We start from the raw sequence: 18370 nt of genomic DNA, 5'->3' as shown, positions 1-18370 counted from the left end.
AATCTAAATTTTTTCACCGCTGAGGACGCGAAGGACGCAGAGAAAATCCTTTTTTGTGTTTTTCTTCCCTCTATGCACTCTGTGTCCTGAAGGTGAGGGTGTTTACACAAGAAAAACTTCCCTGAGTGATCGAGGTAATCATTTGGCTCATGCCTTTTCCCGCTGCCACAGGTAATACATCAATGGTGTGATAAACATGGTTAAGATCGTGGCTGCCAGCGTACCAAAGGCCATCGATACACCTAAACCACCAAACACCGGATCACTTATCATCACAGACGTTCCTGCGATCACAGCCAGTGCTGTCAGCAGAATTGGACGAGCACGCACAGCTCCAGCTTCCAGAACTGAATCTTTCACTGAGAAACCCTTGCTGCGGTAATCAAGAATAAAATCAATCAACAGGGTGGAGTTGCGCACCACAATACCGGCCAGAGCGATCATACCGATCATCGATGTAGCGGTGAACGGCTGTCCGGTAATCCAATGACCCGGAAAAATACCGATCATGGTCAGCGCTGTCGGTGCCATCACCATCATCGGCAGGATAAGCTGCCCATAATAGGCCACCATCAATAGGTAAATAAGCACCATCGCCACAATAAAGGCCGCACCCAGATCGCGAAACACATCCAAGGTCAGACGCATCTCACCATCCCACAGCATGTGATAACCAAAAGTGTTATCAGGTGCAGTGTTGGTAAAGCGCATACCCCCGGTTTTGAGTTTAGCCCCGGGCACCACTTCAGTGCCATCTATGGCCCAATCCATCTCCAGAAGTGGATAGACCTGCGAACCCTGTTTCGGTTCGGCCATCACATAGACCACCTGATGGCCATCTTTACTATAGACCGGTTTGGAGGCCACACTCTCTTCAATAGTAGCAAATGCAGATAGCGGCACAGCACCCTGCGAACCGGACACATAGATACGGTGCAAATCTTCTGCATGCGCACGCAGCGCTTTGGGCAGGCGCACATGTAATTTTACCTGATGACGCTCATCATCCGTATGGATAGCCCCAAAATCATAACCCTGTAAAAAGTCGTGCAGGGCAGTTTCTACCTGTGATGTTGCCACACCAAGATGCGCAGCACGCTCTTTATCCACGTGAATATTCAACTGTAGTTGTTCGTCTCCAACTGAATCATCGACATCAACAACATCATAGGTCGCCTCAAATTTTTTGCGCACCTGTTTAGCCAATGCACGCTGGGTCTCATAGTCAGGCCCATAAATCTCAGCTAACAGTGTACCACGTACAGGTGGCCCCGGTGGATCTTCCACCAGCTTGATATTGGCACGCGGATTGGCTTTTAGAACAGGACTTAACAAGTCACGCAGTTCCAGCACGATGGCATCAGAACGGATAGAACGATCATGTTTATCCACCAGATTGACACGTATATCAGCCAGATTAGCTCCCTTACGCAGTACCGCACCACGCAACATACCGTTGAAATCAATGGGGCCGGCCTGACCAACAAAGGTCTCATAATCCACCACCATCGGATGGTTTCTCAGCACATCAGCCACTTCACGCGCCACGCGATCCGTCTCTTCCAGAGAGGCTCCTTCGTACAAATCAATGGTGATATTAAAAGTATTATTATCACCTTTAGGTAACATTTTCAGTTCAACCGTACCCGGCGTCAGTGGGCCGTTAATTCCAGCAGGACGTAAGAACTGCCAACCAGGCTGCATCATGGCAGCCACAAACAGCACCAGCGTCACTAGCCAGAATAACTTGCGTACAATCGGTGATTCAATCAACGGCGTGGCAAGCCGCACATAACTGCGATAAACCCAATCTTTCGTCGCATGATCTTCATGAACTGAATCAGTCGTCTGAATCGTAGTCGGTAAAAAGCGCTGTGCTATCCACGGTGTAAACATATAGGCAATCACCAGCGATGCAGCCATTGCTACCGGTGCATTGAATGGAATCGGCCCCATATATGGCCCCATCATACCGGTCACAAATGCCATCGGAACAAATGCCAGAATCACTGCAATGGTAGCAACAATGGTCGGTTTACCCGTTTCATTGGTCGCCATCACGATCAGGCGTGCTTTGTCCTTTACGGATTTCACACCCTTGTGCAGATGACGATGAATATTTTCGATCACCACGATGGCATCATCCACCAACAGACCAAGTGCTAAAATCAGGGCAAACAGGGTAATACGGTTAATCGTCTGGTCTGCCAGCAATCCAATTGCCAGCACCACAAACAGGATCAGCGGAATATTGAGGGTAACAATAGCCGCCTCACGCCAGCCCAAAAACAGCAACAGAATCAAAATCACCGTACCGATTGCAATACCGAGATGCTCAATCAGCATATTTACTGCTGCATTGGCACGGTTGCCCGAATCACGGGTGATGTTTACCTGCACATTATCGGGGATAAAATCACCTTTAAGTGCATTCAATTTCTCTTCAATGGCCTGCGTCACCACCACGGCATTGGTGCCGCGTTTCTTGGCCAGTGTAATGGACACGGCCGGCAATTCAGGCTCTCCTATCGCTCCCTGAGGTAGATGATGAGCACCAAAACCAATGCGATGAAAATGCTCTACATCACTGGCCCCATCGGAAATATCCGCCACATCTTTTAAATAGATCGGCTTGTTTTTCCACTCGCCAACCACCAGTTGACCGACTTCATTCGCCGTTTTGAGATAACCATCCAACCAGATTTTTGTCTCGTTATTATTGCCCACCAGCGAACCAACAGGTCCACCCGTATTGGCTGATAACAACACCTGATGCAACTGATCCAGTGCAATACGATAAGCCGCCAGCCTGACCGGGTCGAGTTTGATACTGACCTCATGATCACGGCCACCAATAATATTGGCCACCGACACACCTGGCAGTGGACTGAGTTGATCACGTACGCGCTCAGCCAGTCGCTTCAAGGACAAGCCATCCATCTCCGTCGATGAAAGCGTAATTACTGATGCCGGTACATCATCGACATCCAGCGGTTTGACCAGCGGCTGTGAAGCTCCGGCCGGAATACGGTCAAGATTATGCATAATACGATCATAGAGCTTCAACAGGCTTGATTCTTTATCTTCTCCAACCTTGAACACCACCGTCACAACAGCCATTGAATCCATAGCCATGCCGTAGGTATGATCCACCCCGGTCATCTCACGCAACACCATTTCCATTGGTCGGACAATCAGATTTTGCACTTCCTGCGGTGAAGCCCCCCGCATCTGCACAAACACATTAGCAGCCGGCACATCAATCTGGGGATTTTCTTCCCGTGGCGTTACCATCAGTGCAATCACGCCGATTAGAAAAATAAGAATACTGATCATCGGCGTTAAATTGGTGAACATCGCTGCCTTGCCGAGGCGGCCTGCTATATTTAACGGTGGCTGATTGGACATTATTTTTTCGCCTGCAGGCTCATGCCTGTCTGTAAGAAAGGATCCCCATCCCAGGCAATCACATCACCATCGCGTAAACCAGCCAAGATCTCTATCTTGTTATTGGCCGATGTCTCGCCTGTCCGCACCTGTCGATAATGTATAATTTTATGCGCATCAACAATATATACACCCTGCAAACCTGAACGCTCAACGACGGCCGCAGAGGGCACCACCACTGCTTTGCGCATGCCAGTGCTAAAACCTATTTGCACATACATGCCGGCATGTACCGCCGAATCCGCCTGTAGTGCAACTTTGACCAGGAACTGATGGGATACCGCATCTGCAGCTTCAACTACCTGACGCACAGTGCCTATAAGGTGTGATTGTATTGAGGGAATTTCCAAATTAACAGTATCACCGATGTGTATGCTGCTGACAAACTGCTCAGAAACATAGGTTTCCACCAACAAACTGGCAGGGTCTTCCAATGTTAAAATCATTGCTCCTGGCTGAGCCAAATCACCTTTACTTAGGCGTTTTTCAACCACAACACCATTAACCGGCGAACGCACCTCAGCATAGCCCAATTGATTACGCGCCTGAGCAGCCTGAGAACGCGCAACCTTGTAACGCAGACGCACCTTATCCAGCTGTTGCTGGCTGGTGGCATGCTCTTTATAAAGCAGTTCATAACGTTTCAGATCAGCCGTTGCATTGGCCAAAGCCGCCTCAGCCTGAACCAGTGATTGTTTCGCATTGACCGGATCAACACGTACCAGCACCTGACCTTTTTTCACACGGTCTCCTTCACGCACGGATAGTTTGCGAATATAACCTGAAATACGCGAACTGATCGAAACACGGTGATCCGAGGTCACCGTTCCACTGGTAACATAGTGGGATTCAACATCGATAGATTGCAATATTATGCTGCTAGCCTGCGTCACTACCACCTGGGCAGTGCTCTTGCTTCTTTCTCCATCTTCACTGCATGCCTGCAGCACAAATAGTGCCATCAATACCAATACGATTTTCTTATTCATTGGATTATTTTCTCATTCAATGTGCCTACGGCCAATTGCAATACTGCCTTGGCTATAGTCACATCGTATTTAGCCCGAATACTTGCTAAACGCGTCGTATCCACCTGCAACTGCGCGTCAAGCAGGTCGGATGTTTTGGCCAGGCCCTGCTGATAACGCAGTGACTTGATACGTAACGACTCTTCACTCTGCTTGAGTGCTTCGCGTTCACTGGCATCACTGATTTTACTTTCGTCCAGCATGCGCCAAGCCTGTGTTACTTCATTGTGAATCTGCTGTTTAAGGTCGCTAATTTTGTATGCCATATTCATTTCTTTAGCACGAGAAGCGCGCAACCTCGCTCTGTCTGCACCGCCCGAAAAAAGATTCATGCTGACTGTTGCACCAATCATGCTATTGCGATTCTTCAGGGCAGGGGTCGATGCATTCCACTCTTGCCCGGCCACCAGATCCACGCGCGGTAGAAAAGTCGCTTTTGATGCATCAACACCAGCCTTACTAGCCCGATATGAAGCTTCCATGGCTTTTAAATCAACACGCTGCTGTAATGATTTTTCCAGTGCTTCTGCCAGTGTCATCTGTGCAGTGGCAAGCTCAGGTTCACCATCTACGTTCAATCTTGCATCACTATCCAGCGCCAGCACACGTTGCAACAGCTCCAACGTATGCGCGTATATATTATTGGCCTGCTTGAATTTCAATTCACTACGCAAGAGGTGAACCCGTGCATCCATCACATCACTGGCGATCAATACACCCCGTTTTTCCAGTACCAATGTGTCCTGATAACGCTTTTCTGCCGCATTGACCGCTGCCTGCATAGCTTGAATGGCTGCTTTTGCCTGCCGTGCCCGTGTATAGGCATGAATCGTCTGAAACACAATCTGCTGCTGCATATATTCATGCTGCAACTCAGAAGCTTCAACATCATGATCAGCCTGTTCTTTTCCAGCCCACATCGCACCGCCCTGATAAAGAGGCATATTAATATTCAGGCGTGTTTGGTAATTGTTAATAAAACCGGGATTATTAAGAAAAGCTGGCGTGAAATCAGCAGCTTTAATCCGCTGTTGATTCAATTTGGTACCAAAAAATCTACCCGGTGCATCTGTTCGAACCACACCGGTAGAAAGATCTAAACGCGGCATAAACTGGCTTTTAACCAAATCCTGATTCGCTCGAGATTGATCAACCGAACTATTATCCATAGCCAGCATACGATTATGCGCCAGCGCATAATCCACACCCTGTCGCAACGAACTGATCTCAACAGCATTCGCACTTCCAGCCGTCATCAACAGCAATGTCAACAGCAATGGCTTATTCATAACTAAATTATAATTATCTAATATATAAGTGCGCACAGACATGTCTCACTCCTTACTCTCAGCTTTGGACGCACATTTCAGGGCAATAAATCTGTTTTAGCGATTCTACTAAACCTTCCCAGGCGGGGTTGGAAATGCGATAAAATACTTGTTGCCCTCGCTTCTCATTTTCAACAATTCCTAACAAGCGCATCTTCGCCAGATGCTGCGATAGATTAGACTGGGCTGCCCCTGTGGCTTCCATTAACTCATGCACACACATCGGTTTATCCAGCAACAGGCATAATACAGACAGGCGCAATTCATGCCCGATCGCTCTCAAGCCCTGACTCGCTTCTTTTACTTTATCTTCTGGTATTTCCTTCATTGCCGAAATATATTCTACTTTCATTATATAATCAATTTATTATTTAATTGACCCTCTGATCATTGCCCCTCAGTGTAAGGATTACACTGAAACTAACATGCAGTTCGGCCTGCAGCTGCAAATATTTGATACAGCAATATAAGGGTTCTATATGCGAGAAACACCTCTGATTCTTATAGTGGATGATGAAATTATCATTCGCGAAATATTGGCTAAAATGATTCATGCGCTCGGCTACAGTGCTTTACAGGCCGCCAACAGTACCGAAGCACAACATATTATTCGCCAGCATCAACCCGATGTAATTCTACTCGATATGATCATGCCCGGTGTCGATAGCATGGAAGTCCTCAAGTCTGTGCGCACAGATGAACGATTAAAACATATCTCTGTCATCCTGATTTCAGGCATTGATGACCTGGAAACTGTTGCAACATTTATTGAAGCCGGGGTTGACGACTTCTTGCCAAAACCATTCAACATGGCTCTATTCACGTTAAAAGTGAACAGCTGTTTAGCACATATGCAAAGCAACAATGCGGCTCAACAGGCTCAATTGCGCATGGAAAACTTCTGCAAGGAACTCTCTCATGACCTGAACAATGCCCTGACCGGCATTATCATGACCGCAGAACTGTTATTGATGAATGCCTCCTCGGAACAAACAAAAGAGCATATTGCAGGTATCATCGATTCAAGTGAACTTATCAACCGCTTAATCAAGAAGCATCGCCAAACACTCTCTACAAACACAAACGCTGAAACGTAAACGCACTCATGGCAGCATACGCCGGCCTATGAATAGCACAGCGACTGAATCCGGTAACAAACAGACCAATCAAACAGCCAGCCCCTTCAATGGATTGGCATGGCGTCTGGCTCAACTGGCCAAATCGAATCAATCAGCAGGACTGCATGTCTGGATTTGCCCGGATCTGCGCAGTTATCGGCAGCTATCTGAAGAGCTTGGTTTTTTTCTACAGGATCAACCAGCCTTGTTGTGGCGTTTCCCTGCCTGGGAAGTATTACCCTATGATCGCGTCTCTCCCCATCACAGTATCGTTGGTGAACGCTTTGCCACCCTCGGCCGTTTACTCAATACCCCCAACCCGACAGGCATCCTATTAACAGCTTTACCGGCCTGGTTGCAGCGTATTGCCCCACCGGAATCAGTCGCCGCACATGTATGGCAATTAAAAGTAAATATGCAACTGGATGTCTCTGGCCTTAAAACACGTCTGGCTGAAGCAGGCATGATTCCGGCTGACAGGGTGTTAGCACCCGGAGAGTTTGCTGCTCGTGGCGGCTTGTTCGATATCTGGCCTGCAACAGAAGATACGCCGCTACGCATTGATCTGTTTGGTGATGATGTTGAATCCATTCGCCGTTTTGACCCTGAAAATCAGCGTTCCGGAGAAGCTCTAGATCACTTCATTTCCGTACCCGTACGTGAAGTCATTCTCGACAAAACCGGTCGTGACACTTTTATCGCTAATTTTCGTAGCCGGTTCCCGCATTTACGCAAACATCCCATGCTCTCGGCAGTGCAATCCGGCCGCCCTCACCCGGGCATTGAAGCACTGCTTCCGCTGGCGTATCAGCAGATGGCACGCTTGCTTGATTATTTACCTGAGGGTTACCAGCTTTATGCTGATCACGATATTGAACAGCAGCGCCATGGTTTTTCGGAACAGGTGCGTGCCCAGTTTGAAATGGTTCGCGCCAGTGCTGAACCAAGTATCAGCCCGCAAGAGTTGTATGCCGTTGAGACACCGTTAAAAGCCAAAATCTTGCCGAATTTAAAGCTTGCTCCTGCCCCATCATTGAGTGATTACACTGACCGCGCCCAACCACTGCATGCCATGCGCAGCCTGTTACAAAAACAGTTGCAGGCTGGCTGGAAACTATGCCTTATTGCACACGGTTTGGGACAGCAGGAACGCATGATTGAAGCATGTGGTGAACTGGCATCTGATATTGTCGTGCAAACACGCTTAAAAAATTGTCATGATCTCTCGCTCTCTTCCACCATCGGCTATCTCGATAGTGGTTTTGCCATTCCGAAAGAGAAACTGCTGATATTGACCGGGCGTGAACTGCTTGGGCAACACCTGCCACGCAGACGTAGCCGTAACAGATCAGTCATACATGCCGATATCTTCTCCAGCCTCGCAGAGCTGCAAATTGGTGATCCGGTTGTACATGAAGATCATGGTGTCGGCCGCTATCAGGGTCTGGAAAGTATTGATGAAGATGGTGATCTGGCCGACTTCATCAAGATCGAATATGCCGAGAAAGCCAGTATTTTTGTACCGGTTGAAGAGTTGGCGCGCTTGCATCGCTATACCGGTGAAGAGTCTCCTAAACTAAATAAACTGGGCTCTGAAAAATGGAAACGTACCCGCGAACGGGTCAAACATGATCTGTTTGCCATGGCCCATGAATTGATCGAAGTTGAAGCGGCACGCAGTGGTAATAAGCGCGAACCCTATCCCATTGAGGGGCCTCTGCTTGATGCCTATGATGAATTTGCAGCCCGTTTCCCTTTTGAGGAGACCGATGACCAAGCCGAGAGTATCGATGCCATTTTACGTGATTTAACCCACCATAAACCGATGGACCGTGTCATCTGCGGTGATGTCGGTTTTGGCAAAACAGAAGTCGCCATGCGTGCTGCTTTTATCGTCGCCCAATCCGGCCGACAAGTCGCTGTGCTTGCACCAACGACCGTGCTGGCTAATCAACATTTCAGCAGTTTCTCCGAACGTTATGCCGGTACAGGTCTAAAAGTTGATCTTATTTCGCGTCTGCAGGGTAAAAAAGAAGCTGATCGCATCACCCGTGAACTAGCCAACGGTGATATTCGCATCATTATCGGCACGCATCGACTATTATCTGATCAATTTACATTTGCAGACATTGGTATGGTCATCGTTGATGAAGAACAACGTTTTGGTGTAAAACATAAACAGAAACTCAAAGCACTACATGCCAGTGTCGATCTACTTACACTCACTGCCACGCCCATTCCGCGCACCCTGCATCAAACGCTCTCCGGACTGCGTACGGTATCAATCATCAGTACCCCGCCAGCAGAGCGTGAAGCGATTCGCACCATGGTATCAAGTTTCGATCCGCATATTGCAGCAGAAGCGATCAGACGCGAGCTCTACCGCGGTGGTCAGATCTATTATCTACACAACCACGTTAAAAGCATCGAACGCATTGCTGCACGCTTAAGAGAGGATGTACCGGAAGCGGAAATAGGTGTCGCACATGGTCAGATGAGCCCGGCCGAACTTGACCGGCAGATGTTGGCCTTTTATGAAGGGCGTATTCACATCCTCTTATGTACCACGATTATCGAATCAGGTTTGGATGTGCCCAATGCCAATACCCTGATCGTGGAACGGGCTGATCTGCTTGGCCTCTCACAACTGCATCAAATTCGCGGGCGGGTAGGGCGCAGCCACAGACAGGCTTATGCCTACCTGTTCACCCCGGATGCACGTGCCATGACAGCGGACGCACGTGATCGCTTGCAGGCGATTGCTGAACACACGGAACTCGGTGCAGGTTTTTTACTAGCCCGACAGGACATGGAAATTCGTGGGGCCGGAAATCTACTCGGTGCCGAACAGAGTGGTAAAATTGAAGAGATTGGTCTGGATATGTATCTGGATATGTTAACCCAGGCTGTCTCTGAAGCGCGCGGTGAAAAAGTGAAAGCCAACCAGCCCATGGAACTACATTTGGGCATCAATGCCATCCTGCCTCCGGACTATATGCCACAATCAGGTGAACGCCTGAATCTGTATCGCCGTATCTCGCGGGCAGAAGATGATGCACAGGTCATTCTCTTGTTTGAGGAGATGACCGACCGCTTCGGACGCATGCCGGATGAAGCCAAATTCTGTCTGGAATCAGCCCGCCTGCGCTGGCGTGCCCAAGCACTATACTTATCCGGTATTCGTGGCATTGGCAGTTATGAAAATGGCGGCGGTTTCCGCCTCAACTTCACCGCTGAATCAACCATTGACCCGGCCGCATTGATGATACGCGTACAAAGTGAACCCAACCGTTTCCGTCTCACCCCGGATGGTAATTTAACGCTCTTACATGCTTCAGCCGATAAACGTGATCAGCTCAAATCATGTATCGCATTCCTTGATGAGCTGTTGGCTTAAATCAATACATCCGGTTCGATTTAAAGGAACCCAGCAAGTTAACAATATACCACATAGGTGAGCTGGCATAACGCATCGATGACAGCGATAAAGAGCACTTAGGGGCACGTAATACTTCGTTGCGATGACTTTCTTTGAGGTAATCAAGCACTTCTTTCCATCCTCTTTGGGTTATAGTTTATACATGCAGCAGTGCCTGTGAGCTTGCAATCAGCATGTAACCTGCTATAAAGTATTCGGGATTCTGTCGGGCCAGAGCGAATCGTAGCGAGCAGGTGGAGAAACTGGCTTGGTATATTGGTTCAAGGCGATGTATTTCAAATGATTTTGATAAAAATCCGGCAGATCACGGTATTGTATTGTAGCTATTTTAGACGATATCGATCCTCAATAATACAGAAAAGGTGTGAATATCATCATGACTGAAATAGAAATTAAAGACGCAGAAGATGCGAATATGTTCGTATTACCTCGATTCCTTACCCTCCCTTTATTGATGCTCTTGCCTCCCATCTATTATATAGGCGAAATATTAAAATATTTACTCATGCTCTTCGGGCTGGCCTTGTTGGCATTTTATGCCATTACATTTATCCCCGCAGACAATGAGACTGTACAGTTTTTTCTCAAACTAGAATCAGGTTTTCGTGATTTTTATTTACCCTTCCTGAGTCAGTTGCACGTGCTAACCGTGAATGGCGTAACTATCCCGCAGATTGTCATTATTATAGGCGTTTTTGTGGTGCGTTATATTCTAAATCTCATCACTGAAACGATCAGTGATCATATAAAATATCTAAAACTTAGAAGAGTGTTTCAGAAGCTGGAAGCTGCCAAAAGTGGTGATGGTGATTCAATGGATACCAAGGGGCTTGTAAAACTGGAGTCTAATCTGAAGGGACTTGTAAAAAACAATAAAATGGGCAGACAGGAAATGCTTGATCTATATGGTCAGGTTCACCGTAGCCTTGAAGAGATGAAGAGGGAACTCACCTTCCTATCTATTGATGTTGTTGACTCCACAGGCATGAAAAAAGGAGAAAAGGCCATCGATGCAGAGTTGGATTTCCAGCATTATAATCAGCTTGTAGAGGCCGCATTTAAACACCACGGCTACCTCAAAGCAGCCTGGACTCCAGATGGAGTCATGTGCTGCTTTCCCAGCGCTGATGGGGCTGTCGGGGCAGCCAAACAAATTCTTGCCGATTTAGAACCTTTTAATCATAAGGAACGCACCATTCAGCAACCGTTTCACATTCGTTGTGGCATTAATTCGGGTAAAGTTGCTTATGATGAAAACATGCCTTTGGAAACGCTGTGTGATCATGTGCTTGATATTGCCGGGCATTTTCAAAAATATGGTACACCGGACTACATTTGTATTTCAAAACATGCATACAATCTTTTGTCAGAACCAGAGGCATTCGCATATGCAGAGAAAGAAGTTGATGACGTGGCAATGTATATCAACAAATAATTTAATGCGTTCCTTCTAACACTATGAATTAGAAGGAACGCATTAAATATTCCACCCATCAAATAGTTATTAACATTCAATGCTGTTACAGGATCGCCTGGATCAAATCATTGCGATCATATTTTATCCATCACTGATCCACATTCATGGGTATATCACCCGAAAAAATAAAATTTAAACATGTTTTTGCTGCATTAAGGAAAGGATTTAGCTCGATACCGGCCATGAACTGCCTTCGCTCGGAGTGATCCGATACAATGGGGCCACATCTTTCGGCGCGCTTTTCGTTACTTTCAGGTCATGCAACAAGCCATCTTTCAGACTGTAAATCCAGCCGTGCACAGATAAGGGATCACCGCGTTCCCATGCATTCTGAATAATTCGGGTATGGCAGATATTTTCTACCTGACGCATCACATTCAGTTCACATAAACGGTTCATGCGCTTTGATTCATGCACGGCATCCAACTCATCATGATGCAGCACATAGGTATCACGGATACTGCGAATCCAGTTATCCACGATACCATGATGCTGACCTTGCATCGCAGCTTTCACCCCGCCGCAATCATAATGCCCGGTAATAATAATATGCTTCACCTTCAGCACATCGACTGCATATTGCGCTGCAGATAGGCAATTCAGATCCGTATGGTGTACCTGATTAGCCACATTACGATGCACAAATACACGACCTGATTCCAACCCTACGATTTCATTAGCTGGCACACGACTATCGGAACAGCCTATCCAGAAATACTCGGGGCTGTGCAGTGCTGAAAGGTGTTTAAAAAAATCCGGATTATTTACCAACTGCTGCTGCGACCAGTGTCGATTATTCTCTAACAGCGTGCCCGGATCACACATAGATTATGATTCCAACCACTGATTCAGTTCACCTCTATTTTCCAATGCATACAAATCATCACAACCACCAACATGACGGTCGTTAATGAAAATCTGAGGAATCGTACGGGAACCTGGGGCACGATCCTGCATTTCAGCCTGACGTTTCATATCCCGTTTCACATTATATTCTGAAAACTCAAGACCTTTCTTTTTTAATAGTGATTTTGCTTTCACGCAATAGGGGCAGAAATCCCCTGAATATACTTCTATCTTTGCCATATCGAAAACCTATCCTCTGTATGATGTACGTGCCAGCGACAACACCTTCACCGTAATGCCCAAATCCAAACAGGTTTTAGCGGCAAAGTATAATGTTGATCCAGTCGTTACAATATCATCCACCAACCAAACTGCATTCGGAGTAGGGGAAATATCCAGGCAACGTTGCTCATAGTCGGCTGCAAGGGCAAAAGCCTTACGTAAATTTTTTCGCCGCGCGCTTCCGCTCAAAGCAGACTGCCTTGGCTGTTCGCCAATGCGCCGCAATATACGCCAGTCCCATGCGCATCCAATATCATCCGCCAGCCAGCGACACATATTGGCAGCGTGATGCTGACCATGTTTGCGCATGCGAGATAGTGGCATGGGTACAGGCAACAAAAGCGCATGCTCATCAATACTTTCTCGCAAGCGCGGCATGGCCTGCTGCACCAACCAACGCACTGCACTATCATCGCCTTGCAGCTTCCAGGCCAAAACCGCATCCCGTACCGGCCCGTTATATTGGTACAGGCTATGGGTTTGCGACTGTGGCGGTGGATGTTGCAAACAGTGGCCACATGGCCCCGGCGCTAAGGACTCAGGCAGTTCAACCCCGCAAGCCAAACAACAATCATGCGCATAAACATGAATACTCTGCAAACAGCGGCTACAACAGCATGCCCCATCCCGCTCTGCCTTTTTACAAAAAAGACAGACCGGAGGAAACACAACATCCCGCATCCGGTTAACCAAACGGCTTCCTTTGGTTGACAGCTTCTCCATGCCTACCAGCATGCCGGATATGTTAAACGCACGCAATTGGTTTGCTGATGTCAGTGCTCATCGTAGCCGCCGCTTTCTCGCCTCACGACGAGACGGCGTAATGATTCATGTCGATGATGCAGCGCTAATCAATTTCGCCAGCAACGATTATTTGGGATTAAGTACACACACAGCTGTCTGTATGGGAGCACAAGGCGCCTGTGCGGAATCTGTTGGCAGCGGCGCATCGCGCTTGGTATCCGGTGATCATCCCATGATGCATCGACTGGAAGCAAAGCTGGCGAACTGGAAAGGTTTTGAAGCCTGTCTCCTCGTAGGTTCAGGCATGTTAGCCAATATAGGGCTATTGCAAGCACTGGCAGATCGCCACACGCATATTTTTTCTGACCGCCTTAATCATGCTTCTCTGGTCGATGGAGCCAGACTTTCCGGTGCGGCTGTGCATCGGTTCTCTCATCTCGACATCGCGCAACTCGAACGGTTATTGGTGAAACACCCTGCCAAGCGCCGCATCATTGTCTCCGATGGAATTTTCAGTATGGATGGTGATGCAGCAAGCCCCACCAATCTGCTGGCACTGGCCGAAGCACATGATGCCCTCTTAATCATCGATGATGCCCACGGCATTGGCTGCATGGGCCCTGATGGCAAGGGTATTACCGCTGTTTGTAATATTGAGAACCAGTCCCGCCTGATTGAGGTCGGCACATTTGGAAAATCTTTTGGTTCTTACGGCGCCTTTATTCTGGGCAATCATGAAATCATTGAAGGATTACGCCAACGTCAACGCAGTATGATTTATTCCACAGCCTTGCCTGTGGCCTTGATTGCTGCGGCAGAAACATCCTTGCTACTTATTCAACGCGGTGAAGAGCGCCGGCAACTGCAACAGAATTTGGCATTGTTTAAACGGCGCACGGCAGATTTCGGCTTCATGGCTTCTGATAGTCCGATTCAACCACTGGTCATTGGCAGCGATGCAGCGGCACTGAAGATGGCCATGCAGCTGCGCGAAGCCGGATTCTTTGTGCCGGCTATTCGCCCCCCCACAGTACCTGAAGGCACCGCTCGCCTGCGCTTTACTATCACCGCAAACCACACGCGTGAGCAGATTGAGCTGCTCACCGATTGTCTGAAAGGTTTACTATGACGGCATCCAATATCCCCATCGTATTCCTGCATGGCTGGGCCCAATCGCAACAGGTCTGGTATCAGCAGCGTGCACTGTTTCCCGATGCCTTGTTTCTCAATCTACCCGGCCACGGCGGAGCAGCCGACGCACCACTTGATACCTGGGTGGATACCATCGCCGCACAATTGCCCGAGCACCCCTGCCTGCTGGTTGGCTGGTCACTCGGAGGTATGCTTGCCATGCAGATTGCAACAGCTTTCCCTGAGCGTATTGCTGCCTTGGCGCTGATCTCCACCACGCCACGTTTCAAGGCATCACATGAGTGGCCACATGGCAGCTCCGATGAACTATTTGAAGGTTTCAGGCAGGCACTCTCTTCTGGTTCTCCCAAGGCGTTGAATCGCTTTTTTGCACTGATGTTGCACGGTGATGCAATCACTCGCAGTGATTATAATACCATAGCCAAAGCTGCGGTAAATCGGAAACACAGAGTCAGTCAGTCCGGACTGGAGCTTGGTCTGGCACTGCTCGAACAGCTCGACCTGCGCAGCACTGCAACAGAGATAACCCAACCCACACTGCTCATGCATGGCGATAGCGATGCCGTGATTCCCGTTCAGGCAGCGCATTGGCTGGCTAAGCAATGCGCTTCACAGCAACAGTTCTTTCACAACTGCGGCCATGCGCCCTTTCTGACGCAGGCAACAGCGTTTAACCAAACACTTCACACATGGTGGCAACAACAGTGAATCAATCCCATATCCATACCAATCAGGTCAAACGCTCGTTTTCCGGCGCATCAGACAGTTATGATGAACATGCAGTGCTGCAACGTGAAATAGGGGATCGCCTTATTGCGCACCTGAATTTCACCAAGTTGGAACCTAAGCGCATTCTCGATGTCGGTTGTGGCACTGGTTATTTCACACGTCTATTGCGTGATAAATATAAAAAGTCTGAAATCACCGCCCTTGATCTCTCTGACTCGATGGTCAATACCACCCGCAAAGCCCACAACCGCCGAATGCCATGGCATGGCCGCCATCTGCACAGCATTGGTAATGCCACCGCTATGCCGTTCAAAGATGCTAGTTTTGATCTGGTCTGCTCCAATTTAGCCATGCAGTGGATTGCCGATCCTGCCGATATGATGACGGAGATGCGCCGCGTACTCGCACCGGGTGGACTGATGCTCTTCTCCACCTTTGGCCGCCGCACCTTGTTTGAACTACGCCAAACGCTGGCAGAAATTGATCCGGTCAATGCCGGGCTGGTACTACCATTCCCCGATGTCATGAGCCTGGGTGATTCAATGATGAAAGTAGCCATTGAAATGCCGGTAACCGATGCTGATCTGTTTACCTTAACGTACCCGGATACCATCTCACTGGTACGTGAACTCAAAGGCTTGGGCGCATCTGCTTCCGCTATTCGCGGTCGCAAAAGCGGCCTCTATGGCCGTGCACTTATTCGCAAACTGGAAGAACAATACAGCGAAAAACACCGCAATGATGATGGTCGTATTCGTGCCACCTTCGAAGCGCTCTATGCACAGGCATGGTACAAAGAAGCAGGATATGAACACCGCGACAATATGATTCCCATTCGTGCCGATGGTGATGTGCGCACAGATGGTCTCTAAGTGAGTTGTTCAAAACAGACCATTTTCATCACTGCTACCGATACCGATGCTGGAAAAACCTGGGTTACAGCATCAGTAATTCGTGCGCTGTTAAAAAAGGGCATATCTGCCAAAGCACTCAAACCCATCGCCTGCGGTTTAAATGAAGCCGGACTGAATGATGATATTGAAATTCTACTTGCGGCTCAGGGCTTCAACGATGCAGACAAAATCAACCTGTTCCGTTACGCCATGCCCGCCGCTCCCTCACAAGCCGCCGCAGCAGAAAATGCGATTGTAGATACCGATAAGCTCACCACTTGGTGCAAAAAAGAAGCTGATCATGTCGATACCTGCCTGATTGAAGGAGTGGGGGGGCTGATGGTTCCGATCACCGACAACTGGCTAGTCTCCGACTGGATTGAAGCGACCCCCGATGCAGAAGTATGGCTGGTTGTTGGATGCAAACTCGGCGCCATCAATCAAACCCTGTTAACACTGGAACAACTCAAACAGATGGGCCGTTCACCCACTCGCATCTTCTTCAATGCGCCACAAAAAGTGTATAACGATTGGATCACACCAACCCGAAAAGCTGTAGAACCGTTCTTGAATGCTAATTGCCAGGTTTACAGTCTGAATTACGACTCTGAAGTTTCTCTGAACTGAACTTCCTTTCAGCCGATCAACTCTCCACTAAAAAGGTCTCTTTACGCTCGATAAAAAGTAGGGCGAAGCCTAGCAAACAGAAAAATATTTATTTTTTCATATCTCAAACTCACACCCTGTTTGTATCGCTATGCGTCCGCTGGCAAGATAAGCATATTCATCGTTCACGGAGGATCTGTGCGCAATAGCCTGCTTCTGTTAAAAAAACTTACGTTTCTTTCAGACAAACGACGTCTGGAGTTATTTCCTCCTTTTTTTCTAATGCGCGCTAAGGTGCTAACGATATCAGATGACTGGAGTAGCTTGCGGATTCGGCTACCGTTGAACTGGGCATCCGCCAATGCTGCCGGCAATATGTACGGAGGTTATCAGGCGAGCCTTGCCGATCCTGTTCCGGCACTGGCCTGTTTGAAAAAATTTCCGGGCTATCGCGTTGCAACAAAAAAACTGGAGCTTCATTTTATTCGCATCGGCAATTCTCATCTGACCTTACATTTTGATTTTGATGAAACACTTGAACAGACCATTAGACAGGATCTGGAAACACACGGACGCTCCACACCATGTTTTAAAATGCAGTATATACGCGATGATGGAAAGGTTTGTACCGAAATAAAAAATTGCGTAGCAATTCGTCCACAGGGTTACCTTAGTCACCATGAATAAACCTATTATTGATTTTTATTTCGATTTTATCAGTCCCTACAGCTATCTAGCTGCAACACAGATCAAATCATTTGAAATCCAACATGAGGTTACATTCCATTGGCTGCCAGTCAATTTACCCAGGCTCATGAAACAGTCTGGTAATATCTCTCCCGTTTCTGTGAAAAATAAAGCGCTCTATTCTCTGCGCGATCTCAAACGCTGGGCAACATATCTGGAACAACCTTTCAAAATGATTCGTCCCGGATCATTTGATAGCAGACCTGCCATGCGCATCGCCGGAGCATTGGAAGGGGATCAACGTACCCGATTCTGTGTGACCTTATTCGAAGCTATTTGGTCAGGTAGCGTAGATATGAAAGGGGAGACGTGGTTAACAGAGATCATTGAAAGCAGTGCTTTACCTCGACAATGGCTGAAGCTTGATAGCGATGCCTTTGAAGAGAACACCAAACTAGCACTCAAAACAGGTGCCTTTGGTGTCCCTTCATTTGTTTTGCATACACCATCTGCGCGACCGGAACTCTTCTTTGGCCTTGATCATATGAATGTTCTGGCCCGTTCATGCGATCTAGCCAAACGCTAAATCACTGG

The 18370-nt window shown here is 48.0% G+C and carries 16 protein-coding genes; 9 read left to right on the top strand and 7 right to left on the bottom strand.

Annotation, left to right across the window (positions count from 1 at the left end; translation table 11 throughout):
* Window positions 1-147: 147 nt before the first annotated feature.
* Genes D8Y20_RS02805 through D8Y20_RS02790 form a run of 4 tightly spaced genes read right to left on the bottom strand, consistent with a single transcriptional unit; the run spans window position 148 to window position 6131 of the window.
* Window positions 148-3408 (bottom strand): efflux RND transporter permease subunit, encoded by a 3261-nt coding sequence (locus D8Y20_RS02805; protein ID WP_121541520.1) that lies wholly within the window; start codon window positions 3406-3408, stop codon window positions 148-150.
* Window positions 3408-4436 (bottom strand): efflux RND transporter periplasmic adaptor subunit, encoded by a 1029-nt coding sequence (locus D8Y20_RS02800; protein WP_121541519.1) that lies wholly within the window; start codon window positions 4434-4436, stop codon window positions 3408-3410. Before D8Y20_RS02800 ends, D8Y20_RS02805 begins: the two co-directional genes overlap by 1 nt.
* On the bottom strand, window positions 4433-5764 hold the full coding sequence (locus tag D8Y20_RS02795) for a TolC family protein (protein ID WP_161957561.1): 1332 nt from the start codon (window positions 5762-5764) through the stop codon (window positions 4433-4435). Before D8Y20_RS02795 ends, D8Y20_RS02800 begins: the two co-directional genes overlap by 4 nt.
* A 58-nt stretch (window positions 5765-5822) precedes the next feature.
* Window positions 5823-6131 carry a helix-turn-helix transcriptional regulator gene (locus tag D8Y20_RS02790; RefSeq protein WP_121541597.1) on the bottom strand — a complete coding sequence of 103 codons (309 nt, stop codon included), beginning with the start codon at window positions 6129-6131 and terminating at the stop codon, window positions 5823-5825.
* A gap of 151 nt (window positions 6132-6282) precedes the next feature.
* Between D8Y20_RS02790 and D8Y20_RS02785 the strand changes: the two genes are divergently transcribed.
* The 3 genes from D8Y20_RS02785 (at window position 6283) to D8Y20_RS02775 (ending at window position 11795) form a co-directional block, all read left to right on the top strand.
* Window positions 6283-6900, top strand: coding sequence for a response regulator (locus D8Y20_RS02785; RefSeq protein ID WP_121541517.1), 618 nt, complete (start codon window positions 6283-6285; stop codon window positions 6898-6900).
* Window positions 6901-6928: 28 nt separating this feature from the next.
* Entirely contained in the window at window positions 6929-10318 is a 3390-nt protein-coding gene (gene mfd, locus D8Y20_RS02780; RefSeq protein ID WP_121541516.1) for a transcription-repair coupling factor, read from the top strand.
* 418 nt (window positions 10319-10736) lie between these two features.
* A complete protein-coding gene (locus tag D8Y20_RS02775) occupies window positions 10737-11795 on the top strand; it encodes an adenylate/guanylate cyclase domain-containing protein (RefSeq protein WP_121541515.1) in 1059 nt (352 codons plus the stop codon).
* Window positions 11796-12002: 207 nt separating this feature from the next.
* Here the strand turns inward: D8Y20_RS02775 and can are convergent, their stop codons facing one another.
* From can to D8Y20_RS02760, 3 genes are read right to left on the bottom strand one after another with little or no spacing between them, the layout of a single operon-like run.
* Window positions 12003-12662, bottom strand: coding sequence for a carbonate dehydratase (gene can / locus D8Y20_RS02770; protein WP_121541514.1), 660 nt, complete (start codon window positions 12660-12662; stop codon window positions 12003-12005).
* Window positions 12663-12665: 3 nt separating this feature from the next.
* Complete coding sequence (gene grxC, locus D8Y20_RS02765; RefSeq protein WP_121541513.1) at window positions 12666-12923, bottom strand: glutaredoxin 3; 258 nt, start codon at window positions 12921-12923, stop codon at window positions 12666-12668.
* Window positions 12924-12932: 9 nt separating this feature from the next.
* Complete coding sequence (locus D8Y20_RS02760) at window positions 12933-13688, bottom strand: ComF family protein (protein WP_236075211.1); 756 nt, start codon at window positions 13686-13688, stop codon at window positions 12933-12935.
* A 10-nt stretch (window positions 13689-13698) separates the two neighbouring features.
* On the opposite strand from D8Y20_RS02760, the gene D8Y20_RS02755 reads away from it, so the two are divergent.
* From D8Y20_RS02755 to D8Y20_RS02730, 6 genes are all read left to right on the top strand, one after another.
* Window positions 13699-14838, top strand: a complete 1140-nt coding sequence (locus D8Y20_RS02755) for an 8-amino-7-oxononanoate synthase (RefSeq protein ID WP_121541512.1) — start codon at window positions 13699-13701, stop codon at window positions 14836-14838.
* On the top strand, window positions 14835-15569 hold the full coding sequence (locus D8Y20_RS02750) for an alpha/beta fold hydrolase (RefSeq protein WP_121541511.1): 735 nt from the start codon (window positions 14835-14837) through the stop codon (window positions 15567-15569). Before D8Y20_RS02755 ends, D8Y20_RS02750 begins: the two co-directional genes overlap by 4 nt.
* Entirely contained in the window at window positions 15551-16462 is a 912-nt protein-coding gene (bioC, locus tag D8Y20_RS02745) for a malonyl-ACP O-methyltransferase BioC (RefSeq protein WP_236075210.1), read from the top strand. Before D8Y20_RS02750 ends, bioC begins: the two co-directional genes overlap by 19 nt.
* The gene (gene bioD / locus D8Y20_RS02740; protein WP_121541509.1) at window positions 16463-17110 is read left to right on the top strand and encodes a dethiobiotin synthase; all 648 of its coding nucleotides are present in this window, start codon (window positions 16463-16465) and stop codon (window positions 17108-17110) included.
* 177 nt (window positions 17111-17287) lie between these two features.
* Window positions 17288-17776 (top strand): PaaI family thioesterase, encoded by a 489-nt coding sequence (locus tag D8Y20_RS02735; RefSeq protein WP_121541508.1) that lies wholly within the window; start codon window positions 17288-17290, stop codon window positions 17774-17776.
* A complete protein-coding gene (locus D8Y20_RS02730; RefSeq protein WP_121541507.1) occupies window positions 17769-18362 on the top strand; it encodes a 2-hydroxychromene-2-carboxylate isomerase in 594 nt (197 codons plus the stop codon). Before D8Y20_RS02735 ends, D8Y20_RS02730 begins: the two co-directional genes overlap by 8 nt.
* Window positions 18363-18370 lie beyond the last annotated feature (8 nt).

The organism is Mariprofundus sp. EBB-1, from assembly GCF_003665155.1.
GTDB lineage: Bacteria > Pseudomonadota > Zetaproteobacteria > Mariprofundales > Mariprofundaceae > Mariprofundus.
This window is presented reverse-complemented; position numbering and strand designations above follow the sequence as displayed.

What these genes read in the sequence shown, in the direction of transcription:
- D8Y20_RS02730 (WP_121541507.1), top strand. Translation starts at nt 17,769, where the DNA reads ATGAATAAACCTATTATTGATTTTTATTTCGATTTTATCAGTCCCTAC.
- D8Y20_RS02800 (WP_121541519.1), bottom strand. Translation starts at nt 4,436, where the DNA reads ATGAATAAGAAAATCGTATTGGTATTGATGGCACTATTTGTGCTGCAG.
- mfd (WP_121541516.1), top strand. Translation starts at nt 6,929, where the DNA reads ATGAATAGCACAGCGACTGAATCCGGTAACAAACAGACCAATCAAACA.
- D8Y20_RS02785 (WP_121541517.1), top strand. Translation starts at nt 6,283, where the DNA reads ATGCGAGAAACACCTCTGATTCTTATAGTGGATGATGAAATTATCATT.
- D8Y20_RS02755 (WP_121541512.1), top strand. Translation starts at nt 13,699, where the DNA reads ATGCCGGATATGTTAAACGCACGCAATTGGTTTGCTGATGTCAGTGCT.
- bioC (WP_236075210.1), top strand. Translation starts at nt 15,551, where the DNA reads ATGGTGGCAACAACAGTGAATCAATCCCATATCCATACCAATCAGGTC.
- D8Y20_RS02790 (WP_121541597.1), bottom strand. Translation starts at nt 6,131, where the DNA reads ATGAAGGAAATACCAGAAGATAAAGTAAAAGAAGCGAGTCAGGGCTTG.
- D8Y20_RS02760 (WP_236075211.1), bottom strand. Translation starts at nt 13,688, where the DNA reads ATGGAGAAGCTGTCAACCAAAGGAAGCCGTTTGGTTAACCGGATGCGG.
- D8Y20_RS02750 (WP_121541511.1), top strand. Translation starts at nt 14,835, where the DNA reads ATGACGGCATCCAATATCCCCATCGTATTCCTGCATGGCTGGGCCCAA.
- grxC (WP_121541513.1), bottom strand. Translation starts at nt 12,923, where the DNA reads ATGGCAAAGATAGAAGTATATTCAGGGGATTTCTGCCCCTATTGCGTG.
- can (WP_121541514.1), bottom strand. Translation starts at nt 12,662, where the DNA reads ATGTGTGATCCGGGCACGCTGTTAGAGAATAATCGACACTGGTCGCAG.
- D8Y20_RS02795 (WP_161957561.1), bottom strand. Translation starts at nt 5,764, where the DNA reads ATGAATAAGCCATTGCTGTTGACATTGCTGTTGATGACGGCTGGAAGT.
- D8Y20_RS02805 (WP_121541520.1), bottom strand. Translation starts at nt 3,408, where the DNA reads ATGTCCAATCAGCCACCGTTAAATATAGCAGGCCGCCTCGGCAAGGCA.
- D8Y20_RS02775 (WP_121541515.1), top strand. Translation starts at nt 10,737, where the DNA reads ATGACTGAAATAGAAATTAAAGACGCAGAAGATGCGAATATGTTCGTA.